Annotated in this window: 18 protein-coding genes and 2 pseudogenes; 5 read left to right on the top strand and 15 right to left on the bottom strand. The window is 70.4% G+C overall.

Features of this window, described 5'->3' with window-relative positions:
* Positions 1-17: 17 nt before the first annotated feature.
* The 3 genes and pseudogenes from NKG96_RS00680 to NKG96_RS00690 form a co-directional block, all read right to left on the bottom strand.
* Positions 18-362 (bottom strand): hypothetical protein, encoded by a 345-nt coding sequence (locus tag NKG96_RS00680; protein ID WP_254536527.1) that lies wholly within the window; start codon positions 360-362, stop codon positions 18-20.
* A 505-nt stretch (positions 363-867) separates the two neighbouring features.
* Positions 868-1,719 carry a ribose-phosphate diphosphokinase gene (gene prs / locus NKG96_RS00685; RefSeq protein ID WP_254536528.1) on the bottom strand — a complete coding sequence of 284 codons (852 nt, stop codon included), beginning with the start codon at positions 1,717-1,719 and terminating at the stop codon, positions 868-870.
* Positions 1,720-1,874: 155 nt separating this feature from the next.
* Positions 1,875-2,170, bottom strand: a pseudogene (locus NKG96_RS00690) (RNA-guided endonuclease InsQ/TnpB family protein); the annotation flags it as partial.
* On the opposite strand from NKG96_RS00690, the gene NKG96_RS20835 reads away from it, so the two are divergent.
* Positions 2,132-2,257 carry a hypothetical protein gene (locus NKG96_RS20835; RefSeq protein WP_256558099.1) on the top strand — a complete coding sequence of 42 codons (126 nt, stop codon included), beginning with the start codon at positions 2,132-2,134 and terminating at the stop codon, positions 2,255-2,257. The pseudogene NKG96_RS00690 and the gene NKG96_RS20835 sit on opposite strands and share 39 nt — an antisense overlap.
* Before the next feature lie 28 nt (positions 2,258-2,285).
* On the opposite strand, the gene NKG96_RS00695 is transcribed toward NKG96_RS20835, so the two are convergent.
* The 3 genes from NKG96_RS00695 to NKG96_RS00705 are packed head-to-tail and all read right to left on the bottom strand — an operon-like array spanning position 2,286 to position 4,399.
* Entirely contained in the window at positions 2,286-2,747 is a 462-nt protein-coding gene (locus NKG96_RS00695) for a hypothetical protein (RefSeq protein WP_254536529.1), read from the bottom strand.
* A 34-nt stretch (positions 2,748-2,781) separates the two neighbouring features.
* Entirely contained in the window at positions 2,782-3,570 is a 789-nt protein-coding gene (locus tag NKG96_RS00700) for an HVO_0234 family beta-propeller protein (protein WP_254536530.1), read from the bottom strand.
* Between the two features lie 40 nt (positions 3,571-3,610).
* Positions 3,611-4,399 (bottom strand): helix-turn-helix transcriptional regulator, encoded by a 789-nt coding sequence (locus NKG96_RS00705; RefSeq protein WP_254536531.1) that lies wholly within the window; start codon positions 4,397-4,399, stop codon positions 3,611-3,613.
* Positions 4,400-4,631: 232 nt separating this feature from the next.
* On the opposite strand from NKG96_RS00705, the gene NKG96_RS00710 reads away from it, so the two are divergent.
* Positions 4,632-5,714 carry a pyridoxal phosphate-dependent aminotransferase gene (locus NKG96_RS00710; protein WP_254536533.1) on the top strand — a complete coding sequence of 361 codons (1,083 nt, stop codon included), beginning with the start codon at positions 4,632-4,634 and terminating at the stop codon, positions 5,712-5,714.
* Positions 5,715-5,764: 50 nt separating this feature from the next.
* Here NKG96_RS00710 and NKG96_RS00715 read toward each other — a convergent pair whose 3' ends face one another.
* Positions 5,765-6,133 carry a hypothetical protein gene (locus tag NKG96_RS00715; RefSeq protein WP_254536534.1) on the bottom strand — a complete coding sequence of 123 codons (369 nt, stop codon included), beginning with the start codon at positions 6,131-6,133 and terminating at the stop codon, positions 5,765-5,767.
* 139 nt (positions 6,134-6,272) lie between these two features.
* Here NKG96_RS00715 and NKG96_RS00720 point away from each other — a divergent pair, with 139 nt between their 5' ends.
* On the top strand, positions 6,273-6,746 hold the full coding sequence (locus NKG96_RS00720) for a hypothetical protein (protein ID WP_254536535.1): 474 nt from the start codon (positions 6,273-6,275) through the stop codon (positions 6,744-6,746).
* On the opposite strand, the pseudogene NKG96_RS00725 reads toward NKG96_RS00720, so the two are convergent.
* Together NKG96_RS00725 and NKG96_RS00730 are read right to left on the bottom strand one after the other, a co-directional pair.
* Positions 6,701-7,081: pseudogene (locus NKG96_RS00725) on the bottom strand (GNAT family N-acetyltransferase); the annotation flags it as partial. The gene NKG96_RS00720 and the pseudogene NKG96_RS00725 sit on opposite strands and share 46 nt — an antisense overlap.
* A 30-nt stretch (positions 7,082-7,111) precedes the next feature.
* A complete protein-coding gene (locus tag NKG96_RS00730; RefSeq protein WP_254536539.1) occupies positions 7,112-7,270 on the bottom strand; it encodes a hypothetical protein in 159 nt (52 codons plus the stop codon).
* Between the two features lie 255 nt (positions 7,271-7,525).
* Between NKG96_RS00730 and glmM the strand changes: the two genes are divergently transcribed.
* Together glmM and NKG96_RS00740 are read left to right on the top strand one after the other, a co-directional pair.
* Positions 7,526-8,893 (top strand): phosphoglucosamine mutase, encoded by a 1,368-nt coding sequence (gene glmM / locus NKG96_RS00735; RefSeq protein WP_254536540.1) that lies wholly within the window; start codon positions 7,526-7,528, stop codon positions 8,891-8,893.
* A 522-nt stretch (positions 8,894-9,415) separates the two neighbouring features.
* Entirely contained in the window at positions 9,416-10,036 is a 621-nt protein-coding gene (locus NKG96_RS00740) for an SOUL family heme-binding protein (RefSeq protein WP_254536542.1), read from the top strand.
* A gap of 10 nt (positions 10,037-10,046) precedes the next feature.
* Here NKG96_RS00740 and NKG96_RS00745 read toward each other — a convergent pair whose 3' ends face one another.
* The 6 genes from NKG96_RS00745 to NKG96_RS00765 form a co-directional block, all read right to left on the bottom strand.
* Positions 10,047-11,177 carry a DUF7118 family protein gene (locus NKG96_RS00745; protein ID WP_254536543.1) on the bottom strand — a complete coding sequence of 377 codons (1,131 nt, stop codon included), beginning with the start codon at positions 11,175-11,177 and terminating at the stop codon, positions 10,047-10,049.
* Positions 11,170-11,571, bottom strand: a complete 402-nt coding sequence (gene hisI / locus NKG96_RS00750) for a phosphoribosyl-AMP cyclohydrolase (protein ID WP_254536544.1) — start codon at positions 11,569-11,571, stop codon at positions 11,170-11,172. Before hisI ends, NKG96_RS00745 begins: the two co-directional genes overlap by 8 nt.
* Positions 11,572-11,608: 37 nt before the next feature.
* A complete protein-coding gene (locus NKG96_RS20840) occupies positions 11,609-11,740 on the bottom strand; it encodes a hypothetical protein (protein WP_256558100.1) in 132 nt (43 codons plus the stop codon).
* A 68-nt stretch (positions 11,741-11,808) separates the two neighbouring features.
* The gene (locus NKG96_RS00755; protein WP_368409265.1) at positions 11,809-12,855 is read right to left on the bottom strand and encodes an A24 family peptidase; all 1,047 of its coding nucleotides are present in this window, start codon (positions 12,853-12,855) and stop codon (positions 11,809-11,811) included.
* Between the two features lie 44 nt (positions 12,856-12,899).
* Positions 12,900-13,295, bottom strand: a complete 396-nt coding sequence (locus NKG96_RS00760; protein ID WP_254536545.1) for a DUF6276 family protein — start codon at positions 13,293-13,295, stop codon at positions 12,900-12,902.
* An 87-nt stretch (positions 13,296-13,382) separates the two neighbouring features.
* Complete coding sequence (locus tag NKG96_RS00765) at positions 13,383-14,075, bottom strand: V-type ATP synthase subunit D (protein ID WP_254536547.1); 693 nt, start codon at positions 14,073-14,075, stop codon at positions 13,383-13,385.
* Positions 14,076-14,193 lie beyond the last annotated feature (118 nt).

The raw sequence follows: 14,193 nt of genomic DNA on the forward strand, positions 1-14,193 counted from the left end.
GCCCCGGACCGCCCTGATTACCTGACTGGACCGATGTAGGACCAGTGGAGGCTCTCGTTTCCCTCGGGCCCGGTCTCCCGTCGCACGTGGTAGAGATAGGGGCCATGCGGGCAGTCCTCGCAGCCGGTCGTACAGGGCTGCTGTTTGACGACGGCGGTGTAGCCGTCGTGTTCCGTCACGTGGACGAGTTCCTCGCCCTCCTCGGCCTCGATCTGGGACGACACGGAATATTTGCTGTCCAACAGGTCTTGAATGTACTCCGCCGTCTGCCGGAGCTGTCCCTCGTCTAGCTCGGCGAGGCGCTCGGTGATCTCCGTGGATACGGGAGTTGACTCCGTCGGGGAACCGGCCTCATTTGTCATTGACACCCATTCACACCTGACCCACTTAACACTCGTTCCGTCTACTGCAACGTATCGAGGGTTCGATTGCAGAAATCCAAATAGGGGGGCGAAATTTTTTACAAGGTGCATTTGTAGCGGCGTGCGATGGTCGAGCACACACGGACACTCGGGTTCCCGGTCGTGTTCGCTATCGGTCTGGGACGATAATCGCGGCCGGCATCTTCTCGCTGTCGGGGATCGCCGTCTGCCATATCGGCTCGACGGCCGTCCTCGCGCAGGTCCGAGGACTCCCCTCCACCGGAGTGCAAGTCTTCACGACGGGGGCCGCCCGCGCTGCAGCGCAGCCACCTCGCGTCTCGGCGGAACGTCCGGTACCGTCGTCACAGTACACTCCGTCAACCCGCGACGCACGGGGGACACACTCACTCCGGAGTCTGTTTCGTGGGAATCGACTCACGATAGTCAGTTCGCTGGTGGGTGACAGGCACTCACAGTCCACGGGTTGGAAGCCGACGTAGACGACCTACTCCCGCAACGCCTCGGCGACGACGGGCGCGACGCTGACCGCACTCACGGCGCGTTCGATGGTGTCGGTGCCGTAGACGGCCTCGCATCCCGCGCGGGCGAGTTTCGTCCGGGCGTCGGCGGCGAGCATGGGGTGGACGCAGGTGGCGAAGACCCGTCCGACGCCGTCGTCCTGCAGGTGGTCGATGGCCCCGGCCATCGTCGACCCGGTGGCGATGATGTCGTCGACGACGACGACGTCCCGGCCCTCGACGGCCGTCTCGCTGGGCGTGAGGCTCACCTCGCCGGTGTCGTAGTCGCGCACCTTCTCGAAGAAGTCCACGTCGCCCGTACCGTAGTCGGCGGACACCGTCTCGGCGAGGGCGGTGGCGCTGGCGTCGGGCGCGAGGAAGAGAGGGTCGGTCAGGTCCGCGGGGAGGGGGTCGGCCAGCAGTCCGGCGGCGTCGACCGACTCGCAGGGGACGTCGAAGAAGTCCGTCACGGCCTCCTCGTGGGGATTGACGGTCAGCACGCGGTCCGTCCCGGTGGAGATGGCCCGCGCCATCGCCCGGGCGGAGACGGGGTCGCCATCCGTGAACGCGCGGTCCTGCCGGGCGTAGCCCATGTACGGCAGGACGGTGGTGACCCGGTCGGCGTGTCGGCGGGCGACGTCCTGCAACTGGAGCAACTGGACGTGCGCGTCGCTCGACACCGTCGAGGCGACTACGACGGCGTGGTCGGCCTCGAACGGCGCGCGGACGATGAGTTCGCCGTCGGCGAACCAGTCGTATTCGACGGGTCCCACCCTCGCGTCCAGTTCGGCGGCCAGCGACGCCGCGAGCGACTGGGACGCGGACCCCGGAAGTATCATGGTCGGGCGTCGGCGGCGCTGGCTAAAACGCGTTTTCCTTCGGGGGAGTCGCGAGAGAGGCGCGCGCCCGCGGCGGCCGCGACGATCCGGCCCTCGGTCGCGGGCGGAAGCGGGTCGGTCGCCCTTCCGGGGACCCCCATGTCAGAGCGTTGTAATGGGCGAGTCTGATACTCGCACAGGATGAAGTCCGAACGGTGTTTTTTGAGGTTCCGACCTTTTGAGAGGCGAACACGGGTGAACTGTGCGTCGTGCTTGAAGCCAGCTGCTTTGAACGACACGGTTGAACGCGGGGGGAGTCTCCGTTTTTGCGGTAGCCGGGCGGTCGGGCACGGTCGTCGCCGTTTCGACGCTTGCCGAACCAGCCGTTGAACGCTTCAGCGAGTTCTTCGAGAACGCGCTGACTGGGTTGAGAATGCAAGTCCGTGTAGCGTTCGTGGCTTTTGAGTTCCCCGTCCTCATCCTCGTCCTCGCCGCCGTGAGCAGTCTCGCCATCACGGCCATCGGACTCCGGGAGTTCCGGGGCGACCGGGGCTGCTGAAGGCGGGTCGCGTCGAGAATGCCTCCGTTCACGCCGTGGGGGACGCCCCGTCACAGCGCTCCCGGGGGTTCGTCGTCGTGAACGCCGTCAGCGAGGAGTCCGCACCGGGGTCGGTCGTGGCGTCGCCGACGACGAACAAGACCGCCACGACGTCGGCGTCGAACGTCGAGAGGTCGACGGACCGCCAGTCGGGGGCGTCGGCCAGACGGCCCCGGACGACGTATCGGCCCGCCTCCTCCGCCCACGGACACGGTAGCTCCGTCCCGCCGAGTGCTGCCGACGACCGGGCGGTCGCCTCGTAGGACCCCGAGTGGACCGCGGTCCCGTCGCGTTCGACGACGACGCTGACGGTGTGGGGGTCGGAGGCGTAGTTGCTCACCGAGACGGTGCCGAGGGTCGGCGGTGGTCCGTCACCGGGACGGAGTGCGGAGCACCCCGCGCCCGCGGAGAGGGCGGTCCCGAGGAGGGCGAGGGCTCGGCGTCGGCGCATGGCGGAACCTATCTCCAGTAGAGAATAAATCTTGTCAGACCACCGCGATTCCTCGCACGTCTGGCACCCCGAGCGCGCGGGTCCGCCACTCCCCGTCCTCGCGGTCCTCGACGAGGAACGTCCCCGTCCCGGTGACGGCGTAGGTGGTCGCGCCGTAGGCGACGCCCGCGACGGGGTCCGTGGCGGGGAGGTCGACGGCAGTCCACTCGCCGCCCTCGCTCTCGCGGACGGACAGCGACCCGGGGGTGGCGGCGTGGGCGCGGTCGCCGTCGGTCGCCACGACCCGGAAGTCGCCGTCCAACAGGTCCATCCAGCCGTTTCCGAGGGCGTAGAGGCCCTCGCCGGTCGCGGCGAGGGGGACGCCTCTCGCGGTCACGTCGTGGGCGTCTGCGAGACCGACGTTCGTGAGGCCGCCGTCGGCGAGGCGGAACACGCCGTCTGCGGTCGCGAGCAGATGACCGTCGACGGCCCGCACGTCAGCGAGGTCGCCGACCGACTCCCAGCCCTCCCTGCGCCGGACGGCGACCCGTCCCTCCCCGGCGGCCACGAGGGTTCCGTCGGCGAAGCCGACGGCGTCCGCCGGGCCGAAGTCGGTCCCCTCGAACGCCTCGCCCGCCGAGACGAGGACGTCCTCGTCGGTCGCGACGGCGAGTCGTCCCTCGCTCGCGGTCACGTCACGGGCGACGCATCGTTCGACGAGGCCGAACTCGCCGACGAGGTCCCCGGAGACGCGCACCCGGACGACCCCGGCGCCGGTCGCGAGGAAGGCCCGGTCGCTCCCCGTCTTCTCGCTGTAGACGCGTTTCTCGTCGAGACTGCTCATACGCCGTCCGCGACCCGGAGGCGGGAAAGCGTGTCGGGAGTCAGTTTCGACCCCGGGTCGCCGAGTCGGCGCCGAGTTCGCGGGCGGCCGCCCGGTGGCGCTCGTAGGCCGCCGTCGCCCACGCGCAGGCGTCGATATCGTCGCTGACCGCGAGGCCCGCGACGGCCCCCTGGTCGGTGTACGAGACGAAGGCGACGGCCGCGTCGTCGAGGATGACCAGCCCGTACGGGAGGTGCGCGTCGTGTTCGTAGAGGGCGACGGCGTCGCTCTCCAGGGTCGCACGGAAGTCCGGGTCGGTATCGAGGCGGTCGACCGCCCCCGGTTCGAGGACGAGTTCGACGACGAGGTCGTCGTCCGAGACTCGCTCGCGGATCCGCGAGAGGTAGCGCGGCATGGCCACCGGCGAGACGCACTTGATGTGGGTCGCGTCCCCGGCGAGGACCTCGAACCGGGCCAGCGGGCGTTCCGGCGCGTGGCGCTCGCCGCAGACCTGCTGACCGCGGACGACCAGTGCGAGGGGGAGGGTGGCGTCGTCCGGGACGGACTCGATGATGGGCCGGGCCGCGGTGATGCGCTCGATTCCCGCGAGGAAACCGTCGTACTGGCGGCGGGCGAGACGACCGAACTGCGTCAGCGTCACCCGGCCACCCTCGGTTCGGACCAGCCCCAGTTCCTCCAGTTCGCGACGGGCCTTGTAGGCCGTCGAGCGTGAGACGCCGAGCAGGTCGCGCAGGTCGCGTTTCTCCCGCGGGCCGTCGGCCAGCAGGTCGAGGACGGGGGCCCGTCGCGCGAGGACGTCGACGAGTTCCGTCACCGGCTCTTCTCGCATTCGAATCGGCGTAGGCAATCCCCCGTGAATACTCTTGCGACCGATGTTTCGTGCCTCGAAACATGTGCGGGACGGCGAACGCTGTGTTACGCGTTGAAATAAAGACCGTACGGGCGAAGCGCTAGCTGCGGACCGTGACCCCGCTTCGGCCTTCCCACTGGGGCCAGCCCTCCTTCCCCCCCACGGCCCCTCCCCCCTCGAACCAGTACTCCCAAGCCCGCCGACGCGAAGTGTGCGCGTGTTCGAGCCAATCGCCTATCTGGAGTGGATCGCCGGCCGACCCGACGCCGCGACCCACGACCTCGGGTCGAGCGACCTCCGGTCCCCGTCGCCCGACCGGGGCGTCGTCCCGCCCGTCCTCGCGGACCGGTCCGACCCGACCGACGGGACCGTCGAGTCACTGCTCGCGGACGTGTACGACCACCCCGAGTCCGGCGTCCACGTCACTGCGGGGGCGACCCACGCGAACTGGCTCGTCGGGGCCACCTGCCTCTCGCGTGCCGACGAGTCCGCGGAGCCACGGGTCCTCGTCGAGTCGCCGGGGTACGAGCCACACGCCGCGACGCCACGGGGACTCGGCGGACGGGTCGAGCGCTTCGAGCGCCCGGCGGGTCGACTCGACCCCGATACGGTGGACGAGGCGCTGACCCCGGACACCGAACTCGTCGTCTGTACGAACCGGCACAACCCGACGGGGAGGCTCGCCGACCGGGGGACGCTCCGGGCCGTCGCCGAGCGGGTGGCGGACGTCGACGCGACGCTCCTCGTCGACGAGGTGTACGCACCCTACGGTACGAACGCCGGCACGGGACCGTTCGGAGGCGTCACCGCCGCCGGCCTCCCGAACACCGTCGTGGCGGGGTCGCTCACGAAATTCTTCGGGCTGGGTGGCCTCCGGGTCGGGTGGGTCCTCGGCGAGGCGTCGACCGTCGAGCGGATGGAACGGGTCGGCTGGCACCTCCCGGTCGTCGCGGGGCCCAGTCGAGCGCTCGCGCGCCGGGCGCTCGCCCACAGGGAGGCGCTCTCGGCGCGCGCACACGAGCGCGTGGCCGAGAACCACGCCCTGCTCTCGGCGTTCCTCGACGACCGGTCGGACCTCTCGGGGACGGTCCACGAGGGCTGTCCGTTCGCCCTGCTCGCCCACGAGGCGGCCGACGGCGACCGGGTCGCCCGGCGGGCGTGGGACGAGAGCGTCCTCGTCGTGCCGGGGCGCTTCTTCGACCGGCCCGGAGCGGTCCGCGTGAGCCTCGGCCTCGCACCCGAGGAGATGGAGCGGGCGCTCTCGGCGTTCGGGACGGCGCTCGACGCGCTCTGAGAACAGTCCTCGTCGACTCTCCGTTGGCTTCTCTGTCGGCGCTCTGTCGGTTACTCCTCGTCGGTCTCGTCGGTTCCGTCGGGACCCTCGGTCCCCATGGGTGCGACGGCCTCGGTGCCGGCGGCGGCGGCACCGGCGCTCGCCGACGCCCCGCCGTCCTGCCCGTCGAGGACGGCCCCGGCGTCGATGTCGGCGAGTTCCTCGTTCACGTCGACCGACACCGCCCCGTCGGCCCGCGTCCGGAACGCCTCGCGACTCGGGTACTCGCGGACCGTGAGCACGCGGTCGCCCTCGACGGTGACGACGGCCTCCGCGACGCCGTCTTCGTAGTGGAACTGACGACCCTGTCGTAACTGCAGGTCACCGGTGTCGAGTTCGTCCGTACCGTCGGCCCCAGGCGTGTCGCTCTCGTCGGACATATCGGGAGCGTTCGGTGTCGGGGGAGAAGGTGTTTGTGGCTCACAGGACGCCCTGACGCGCCGATACCACCCCCGAGATACACACGTAGCCGAGTGTTTTATTTTATGTACATTCATTAGTTCTTATGCTAGCTCGCAGATGTCAGTTCCTCCACGCGTCGCCCCCGTTCCGCCCTCCCTCTCGCTCGTCGAGCAGGTCGACTGGAACGACTGCGCCGCGGCCTGTCTCGCCACCGTCACCGGCGACCCCCTCGACGCGGTCAAGCGGGCGGTCGACGTCCCCACGACGCACGGCGAGATGGAGCGCTACCTCGACGCCCACCCCCTCCCGAACGACCTCGTGACCGTTAGCGGCCGTCCGACGGTCCGGGCGCTCGCCCGGCAACACCGCCCGTTCGTCCGCTCGCGGCCGTTCGAGCGCCGAACGCTCGTCCTCTCGGTGGCCGCGCCCGTCCCGACCGTCGACTGGCACGCCGTCGTCCTCGACCGGGGGTCGGTCCTCGACCCGGGCGGGCACTTCGACGAGCGCCGACTGTTCACCACCCCCTGCATCTGGGCGACGGAGGTCTACCCGGAGGAGTGGTCGCTGGCCCCGGTCCCCGACCCGGCCTGACTCGCTGCCCACTCCTCCTCTAGGACACTCATCAGTACGAGCGACCAGTACTCCTCGCCGTGGCGTCTGGCGTCGCGGAGGGTCCCTTCCCGGGAGAACCCTACGCGCTCGTAGCACGCGAGCGCGACCTCGTTGAACGCGAACACCCGGAGTTCGATTCGGTAGAGGCCGAGGTCCTCGAAGCCGACGGCCAGCGCCCACCGGACCATGTTCGCCCCGTGTCCCTCTCCCCGCGCATCCGAGTCGACGATGACCCGCGAGACACTGGCCCCCCGGTGCTCCCGGTCGATGCGGTCCAGTTCGAGGTAGCCCACAAGTCCGTCCGACGAGAGAGACGCCGCGAAGGCCCGCCTGGCCGAGGTGGACTACTCCGTCTCCGCGAGGTGGTCGCGGGCCTGTCGTTCGTCGAGCGGGTACGAGAACGCCGTTCCGGCCCACTGAAGGAGGTCTGCCGGACCGTCGGTCCACTCGCCCACTTGGAGCAGGTCGCTAGCCGTCGCCGCTCGGAAACGGAGTCGAGACACGACCGGACCGACCACTCTCGGAGAAAGAACTGTTCGGGCGTTACCAGTTGTCACCTGCCGAGAGGCAGTCGGCGGCGTGCTCCGAAGCCGACGGCGGCCGAGTGCGACGGAGGCGCCCCGATACCGCGAGCCACAGCGGTTCCGCGCTGGAGCCGTCTCCGGGGACCCGACCAATTTTGTATAGCACTTGACGGTATATGACGGTCAGTGCAAGGTTCGCAACCCCTTTGAGACGGCCGGCCGGAGAGGCCTCCAATGAAGGTTTTCGGCTCCAGTGGCGTCCGCGGGGTCGCCAACGAGGAACTCACACCCGCGTTCGTCGGGCGGGTCGCGATGGCCGCCGGGTCGGTGTACGCCACGGGGGAGGAGTCACAGCGCGTCGCGCTGGGTCGGGACACGCGAGCGACCGGCGAGATGTTCGCCGACAGCGCCGCCGCCGGCCTCGCTGCGGTGGGCTGTGACGTCGACCGGGTGGGCGTGCTGCCGACGCCCGCCCTGCAGGCGTACGCCGAACGCGAGGGCGTGCCCGCCGTGATGGTGACCGCCAGCCACAACCCCCCGCAGTACAACGGCGTGAAGCTCGTCGGGCCGGACGGGGTCGAACTCACCCGTGACGCCCTCGAACGGGTCGAGGGTCGCCTGCTCGCCGAGGACTTCGCGCTCGTCTCGTGGGCGGAGACGGGGCGAAGCCGGCGCGTCGAACGCGCGCGGTCGGACTACGTCGACGCCCTCCTCGAGTCGGTCGACCGCGAGCGAATCGCGGCCGCGGACCTCACCGTCGCCCTCGACCCCGGCCACGGCGCGGGGTCGCTCACCAGCCCCCGGGTGTTCCGGGAGTTGGGCTGTCACGTCGTCACCGTCAACGCCCAGCCGGACGGCCACTTCCCCGGGCGCGACCCGGAACCGGTCGAGAAGAACCTCGCCGACCTGCGGCGACTCGTTCGGAGTTCGGACGCCGACGTGGGCATCGCCCACGACGGGGACGCCGACCGGGCCATCTTCGTCGACGAGACGGGGACTCACATCGAGGGTGACGCCGCCCTCGCGGCCCTCGCCGGGGCCGAACTCGACGCGGGCGACACCACCGTCAGCGCCGTCAACGTCTCCCAGCGGCTCGTCGACGCGGTCGACCGGGCGGGCGCGACGCTCGAACTCACCCCCATCGGGAGTACGAACATCATCACCCGCATCCGCGAACTGCAGGCCGCGGGCAAGCGAGTTCCCGTCGCCGGCGAGGGTAACGGTGGCATCCTCTTCCCGGGGTACCGACTCGCGCGCGACGGGGCGTACACGGCCGCGCGCTTCCTCGAACTGCTCGCGGACCGCCCCGCGAGCGCGGTGGCCGCCGACCACGCCGGCTACCACAACGTCCGCATCAACCTCGGGTACGAGGACGACGACGAGCGCGCTCGCCTCCTCGAACGGGCGGGAACGGCCGCCGAGCGCTCGGACGCGGCGTCGACCACCCTCGACGGCTACCGACTCGACTACGGCGACGCCTGGGTCCTCGTCCGCCCCAGTGGGACCGAACCCGTCGTGCGCGTCTACGCCGAGGCGCGCGACCCGGACCGCGCCGAGTCGCTGGCCCGCGAGATGGAAGCCGAACTGCTCGCCGGCGGATAGCGCCGTCTCGCCGCTCTCCCCCGCGTTCTCTCGTGTTTCCCCGTCCGAGAGCGTCCGCTGTCGAGTGGAGCGGTAAATCGCATGACGCGATACGAAATCGAAGGGGCGGACGATTCACGCAGGGTCGACCACCCCGGGGGACGACTGGCCGCGAAGTCGATGTGCGTCAGCCGCCGGTTCGGGGCAGGACGTCGGCCACGGCCCGGGAACGAACTACGGCGCGGGCGCCGGGCGGGCATCTATCACCCTATTTTCATACCACGTGACACATCTCCGCCAGTGCGTTAGGGTTACTGGTGAGCGGGGGGTTCGCCCCCGGCGCACAGGGACCGGGACACCTTCTACGTGAGCCTCGTCGTCGAGGAGGAGGCTCGCTTCCGGGCGAACGCGTCGAGACCGACCTTTCGGTGGACGAGAGCGGCGGCATCCGGGTGACGACCCGGCCCGTGCCGCCGGCTCGCCGGCGGCTCAGGCACCCGTCGCCCCGCATCGATTATCCCCTCGCCGACCCTCTGGGGAGGCATGAATCGGACCGCGAAGTGGGCCGGCGGCATCGTCGGTGGGACGCTGACGCTCTGGGTCGGTTGGGGACTCTACTCGATTCGGTCGGCCGAGCGCGTCGACTACGAGTCCCTGGAGACCTACGGCGACGTGGAGGTGCGCCAGTACCCGGCGGTCGTCCTCGCGGAGACCACCGCGCCGAGCGACGGCGAGGCGTTCCGGCGCCTGTTCGACTACATCACGGGCGCGAACGAGGGGAGGGCGAAGATATCGATGACCGCCCCCGTCAGGACCGGCGGCCAGAAGATCGCCATGACCGCGCCGGTCCAGACCGAACGCACCGACGCGGGCGTCCGGATGGGCTTCTACCTCCCGGGCGACTACGCCCCGGAGTCGACGCCCGTGCCGACGGACCCCAGCGTCTCGCTCACGGTCGAGGCCCCCCGGACGCTCGCGGTCCTCCCGTTCTCGTGGTACGCGACGGACGGGCGGACCGAGCGCCGCGAACGGCGACTGCTCGACACGCTGGCGGACGAGGGCGTCGAGTGGCGCGGCGACCCGTTCCTCCTGCGGTACAACGACCCCTACACGCCGCCATTCATGATGCGAAACGAGGTGGCCGTCGAGGTCGACCCGAACTGAGACGGTCGGCTCAGACGTCCGCGAGGTCCGAGAGCGGCGGGTGGTCGGCGAGTGCGGCCTCGATACGCTCCAGTTCCTCACGGGCGGCCGCGAGGTCCGACTCGACCGACCCCGAGGCGAGTCGCTCACGCTCCTCTGGGGTCAGGTCGGCGCGGGCGACGGCGCTCTCGCGGAGGGTCGCGTAGTCGGTCTCGCGCGGGAGCGCCCGCACCGCACGCAGGCGGGCGGCGACGTCATCGTCGGCGAACCGCGAGACGCAGGCGAGCAGTTCCTCACACCGGTAGCGGAGTCGCTCGCCGGGCGGCGGCGGCCACGAGACCACCAGCGGGTCCGCCGTGAGGCCGTCGAGGTACGTCTGGTTCGTCCCGACGGCGGCCTTCAGTTCCCGTGGCGACTCGACGTAGTGGTCCAGTTTCGACCGCGAGTAGTCGGCGTACTCCAGCAACCGGGGGATGGGTTCGGTGCCCGCACCGCCCGCGACGAACTCGCGGAGGCGCTCGGGCGGCCGGTCGTAGGGGACGAGCGGGTACTGCTCGGTGGTCTCGACGAACGCGAGAAGGTCGCGGGCGCTCGCCTCGCGGCGGAACGACCCGAACGCCTCGCGGACGGCCGACTCGTAGGCCGCGACGGGGTCGCGCAGACGGTGAGTGGGGGCGTCGAGGTCCGCCCCGCCGAGGCGGACGAGGCGGTCGAGGTCGTCGATTCGCTCCTCGAGGGCGCGGCGGCGGCCGTGGACCGCGCTCCGGGCCTCCCGATAGCGCTCGCGGGCCGCCGTCCACTCCTCGTACAGGGCGGCGTACTCGGCGGCGGGGGCGAGCGCCTCGCGTGCGCGGTCGAAGTCAGTGGTGGAGAGGGTCTGTTGCTGGAGGGCCTCGTCCGCGGCGTCGAACGCCCCGCGCGCCGGGAGGTCGTCGGGCAGGTCCGAGAGGCGGTCCGCGACGGCCTCCTGAAACCCGACGTACTTTTCGAACTCGCCGTAGCCGGTGGCCTCGTCCTCGTGGCGGTCGAGGGTGCGGACGAACGCGGCGTGGCCGTCGGCGACGCGTTCGAGGCGGTCGCTCCCCACCTCCGCGACGCGTTCGCGGGCGTCGTGGAGGGTGTCTGCGGCGTCGGTCAGGTCGGCGACGGCGGAATCACTCATACACCGCGTCGGGGTCGAAGACGCGTTCGCCGACCGTCTCCACGTCCGCCGTCGCCCCCCGGCCGTCGTCCGTCACGGCGACGTCCTCCACGCGGCGGTGGAAACAGCTCCCGTGGCCGGTGTGGCAGGCCCCGCCCTCCTGGTCGACGAGGTAGAGCAGGGCGTCGCCGTCGCAGTCGACGCGCACCTCCCGGACGTGCTGGACGTGCCCGCTGGTCCCGCCCTTCTGCCAGAGTTCGTCGCGACTCCGGGAGTAGTAGTGCGCGAGGCCCGTCTCGCGGGTGCGCTCGACGGCCTCCGGGGAGACGTACGCGAGCATGAGTACGTCGCCCGACTCGGCGTCCTGTGCGACGGCGGGGAGCAACCCGCCGTCGAACGCGAGGTCCACGCTCATACACGAGGACTGGCGAGTCCGCCGGATAGCTCTTTTGTCAGTCGTCCGCGGGCGTGCCGTGGGACGTCCCGTCGGGGGCGAGCGCCCGCGCCCACGCGACACCGAGGAGGAGCATCGTCCACGCGAGGCCGACGACCGTCCCGGCGAGCCACGCGGTCCGAGCAGCCACGCCGGACGGGGAGTCACGGACCGAGAGAGGTCTTGGGTCGGGAAATCACGTGGACCCTGCCGGGCAGGTCAGGCGAACCCGAGGACCGCGAGGGTGAGGAACAGCAGGTCGCCGAGGACGAGTCCGACGACCAGTCCGACGAACATCGGGACGATGAACGGCAGGCCAGGCGTGAGCCACACGCTGTCACGGTCGACGAGGGCGTCCAGCCCCTCCCGGAGGTCGTCGGGCGTCGTCCCGTAGGCGTCGCCGTCGATGGACGCGAGGAAGGCCGCCGCACCCCACGGGTCGTCGTGGACGACGCGGCGGACCGCGGGGTAGGGTGGCCCGTCGCCTGCGCCGCCGTCGGAGACGGGACGACCCCCGCCGGCAGCGACGTCCCGGGGCGGGTCGACCACGCCGTCGCCGGGAGCGTGGGTCCGGTCGATGCTCGCCGGGTCGCGGTGCGCGTCGGGGGTGGCCCGGAGCGCCGCGAGCGAGGTCCCACGCCACCGCAGGTACATCCGGAGGGCGTCGAGGTCGAGGCCGCCGCGGCTCAGCCCCCCGTCGGGGTCCAGCAGTCGGCCGTACTCGCGTTCGATGGACGCGCTCTCGACGCGCTTCCCGACGAACATCGTCGGGGAGCGGTGGCCCGCCAGCGCGTTCCGGACGCCGAGGGCAAGCGGGAAGGCGAGCCCCACGAGGACCGTGTTGGTGAGGACGGTCAGCGAGAGCACGCCCAGACGACTGGACGCCAGCGGGAGCGTCGCCCACGGCAGGTAGTAGGCGGGGGTGGTGGGGAAGACCACCGCGAGCGTGATGAGCGCCTTCGCGTCCGCGCCGCCGAACCCGCCAATCCGCCAGAACAGGTAGCCCAACGGGGCGACGACGCCGAGGCTCACCACGGCCCGGATGAGGAACAGTCGCCTGGCGAACGCGGGGGCGTCGAGAACGGCCCACACGTCCCACGCCAGCGTGAGGAGGCCGACGACGAGCAGGGGGACCCACGTCAGGTTGGCGACCCGACGACTCTGGAGGTCGCGGTAGGCCGCCCACGCGAACGTGGGCACCGCGAGCAGGCGCAGGAGGTCGGGGACGGTGGCGACCCCGCCCAGAACAGTCATCGGCTCGTACACGTTCCGACCTACTGCGCTACCGGATTAAACGTTGAGGGAATACGTCACTCCAGCAACTGTTCGAGCTGGTGGCGACGGCGTTCCAGGTCGGCTTTCGCCTGTACCGACCCCTGCGTGGCGAGGCGGTCGATGACGAGCAACGGGTCCGCGCCGGCCGTCTCGACGCGCCCGAGGAGGGCCTCGATGCCCCGGCGGTTGAGCGCCAGCGAGTCGAGCAATCCGAGCGCTAGCGCCATCGGGACGGCCGCCTCCCCGTCAGGCATCGCGCCGCTGACGTGCGAGAAGTCCGGGTCGGCGGGCGCGTCGCTCGCCTCGTTCAGCGTGAGACAGTTCGTACAGATGGCGGCGTGTTCGGGCCCGTCGGGGACGAACTCGCGGAGGTCCGCGGGGACGGCGAACGCGAGGGTCGGCGCGCCACACTCGGCACAGGCGTCGGTCATGCCCGTCGCTTGGCGCGGACGGGGAAAAGCGTGTAGAACGACCGCAGAGAGAGTCGGGGCGTGACGGACGCCACGCGGTCGGGGACCTCAGTCGTCGGCGGTGATGGTCTCGCGCTTGACCTCCTCCTCGGTGGCCTCGCGTTCCGCCTTCTCCTCCTCTTCCTTCTTGGCCTTGATCTTCTTCAGCCGGAAAATCTCCTCGCGTTCCTGTTCTTCGAGCTTCTGCTCGATGTACTCCTGATTGTCCCGGAGGTCGGGCAGGAGTTTGAACTCCAGTGCGTTGACGCGGCGCTTCGTGGTCTCGATCTCCTCCAGCATCTTCTTCATCGCCGTCTCCACCTCGGCCGCGAGGATGATCTGTTCTAAGAGTTCCTCGTAGGCCTCGGCGGCCTCGTCGATGCGCGCGGAGGTGCCGACGACGCCGTAGCCACGCTGGTCGAGGCTCTTTTTGACCTTCGAGGACTCGATCTGTGGCACGACGACGCCCATGATGTTCTTCGACTGCGTCGTGATCTCGGGGTGTTCCTTGAGGGCGGCGGCGGCACCGCGGACCGCCACGTCGCCGTCCATCGCCCGCGACATGTTGATCTTGCGCTGGGCGGTCTCGTAGGCGTCGTTCAGTCCCGACCGGGTGTCCTGTGCCTGGTCGAGGATGTCCATGAACTCCATGATGAGTCCGTCGCGCTTCTTCTCGAGGGTGTCGTGGCCCCGCTCGGAGAGCTCGATGCGCTCCTCGATCGCCATGAGGTTCTTGCGCGTCGGCTTGACGTCCTTGGCCATGTTGCCCTAGCTTCCCGCTTGTGGGACTTACGCCTTACTGTCCGTGGGACGGGGAGCGATAGTCGATAGCCGTCGCTTCCCGGGCGGCGTCGAAAGAACGGGAGATCGGTATCCGGAA

Source organism: Halomarina litorea (assembly GCF_024227715.1).
In the GTDB taxonomy this organism is placed as follows: Archaea; Halobacteriota; Halobacteria; order Halobacteriales; family Haloarculaceae; genus Halomarina; species Halomarina litorea.

Bases quoted from the DNA above. Each gene is read 5' to 3' on its own strand.
- NKG96_RS00745 (WP_254536543.1), bottom strand. From the start codon at position 11,177: ATGAGTGATTCCGCCGTCGCCGACCTGACCGACGCCGCAGACACCCTC.
- NKG96_RS00700 (WP_254536530.1), bottom strand. From the start codon at position 3,570: ATGAGCAGTCTCGACGAGAAACGCGTCTACAGCGAGAAGACGGGGAGC.
- glmM (WP_254536540.1), top strand. From the start codon at position 7,526: ATGAAGGTTTTCGGCTCCAGTGGCGTCCGCGGGGTCGCCAACGAGGAA.
- NKG96_RS00705 (WP_254536531.1), bottom strand. From the start codon at position 4,399: ATGCGAGAAGAGCCGGTGACGGAACTCGTCGACGTCCTCGCGCGACGG.
- NKG96_RS00760 (WP_254536545.1), bottom strand. From the start codon at position 13,295: ATGACCGACGCCTGTGCCGAGTGTGGCGCGCCGACCCTCGCGTTCGCC.
- NKG96_RS00680 (WP_254536527.1), bottom strand. From the start codon at position 362: ATGACAAATGAGGCCGGTTCCCCGACGGAGTCAACTCCCGTATCCACG.
- NKG96_RS00715 (WP_254536534.1), bottom strand. From the start codon at position 6,133: ATGTCCGACGAGAGCGACACGCCTGGGGCCGACGGTACGGACGAACTC.
- NKG96_RS00765 (WP_254536547.1), bottom strand. From the start codon at position 14,075: ATGGCCAAGGACGTCAAGCCGACGCGCAAGAACCTCATGGCGATCGAG.
- prs (WP_254536528.1), bottom strand. From the start codon at position 1,719: ATGATACTTCCGGGGTCCGCGTCCCAGTCGCTCGCGGCGTCGCTGGCC.
- hisI (WP_254536544.1), bottom strand. From the start codon at position 11,571: ATGAGCGTGGACCTCGCGTTCGACGGCGGGTTGCTCCCCGCCGTCGCA.
- NKG96_RS00720 (WP_254536535.1), top strand. From the start codon at position 6,273: ATGTCAGTTCCTCCACGCGTCGCCCCCGTTCCGCCCTCCCTCTCGCTC.
- NKG96_RS00695 (WP_254536529.1), bottom strand. From the start codon at position 2,747: ATGCGCCGACGCCGAGCCCTCGCCCTCCTCGGGACCGCCCTCTCCGCG.
- NKG96_RS00740 (WP_254536542.1), top strand. From the start codon at position 9,416: ATGAATCGGACCGCGAAGTGGGCCGGCGGCATCGTCGGTGGGACGCTG.
- NKG96_RS20835 (WP_256558099.1), top strand. From the start codon at position 2,132: ATGCAAGTCCGTGTAGCGTTCGTGGCTTTTGAGTTCCCCGTCCTCATC.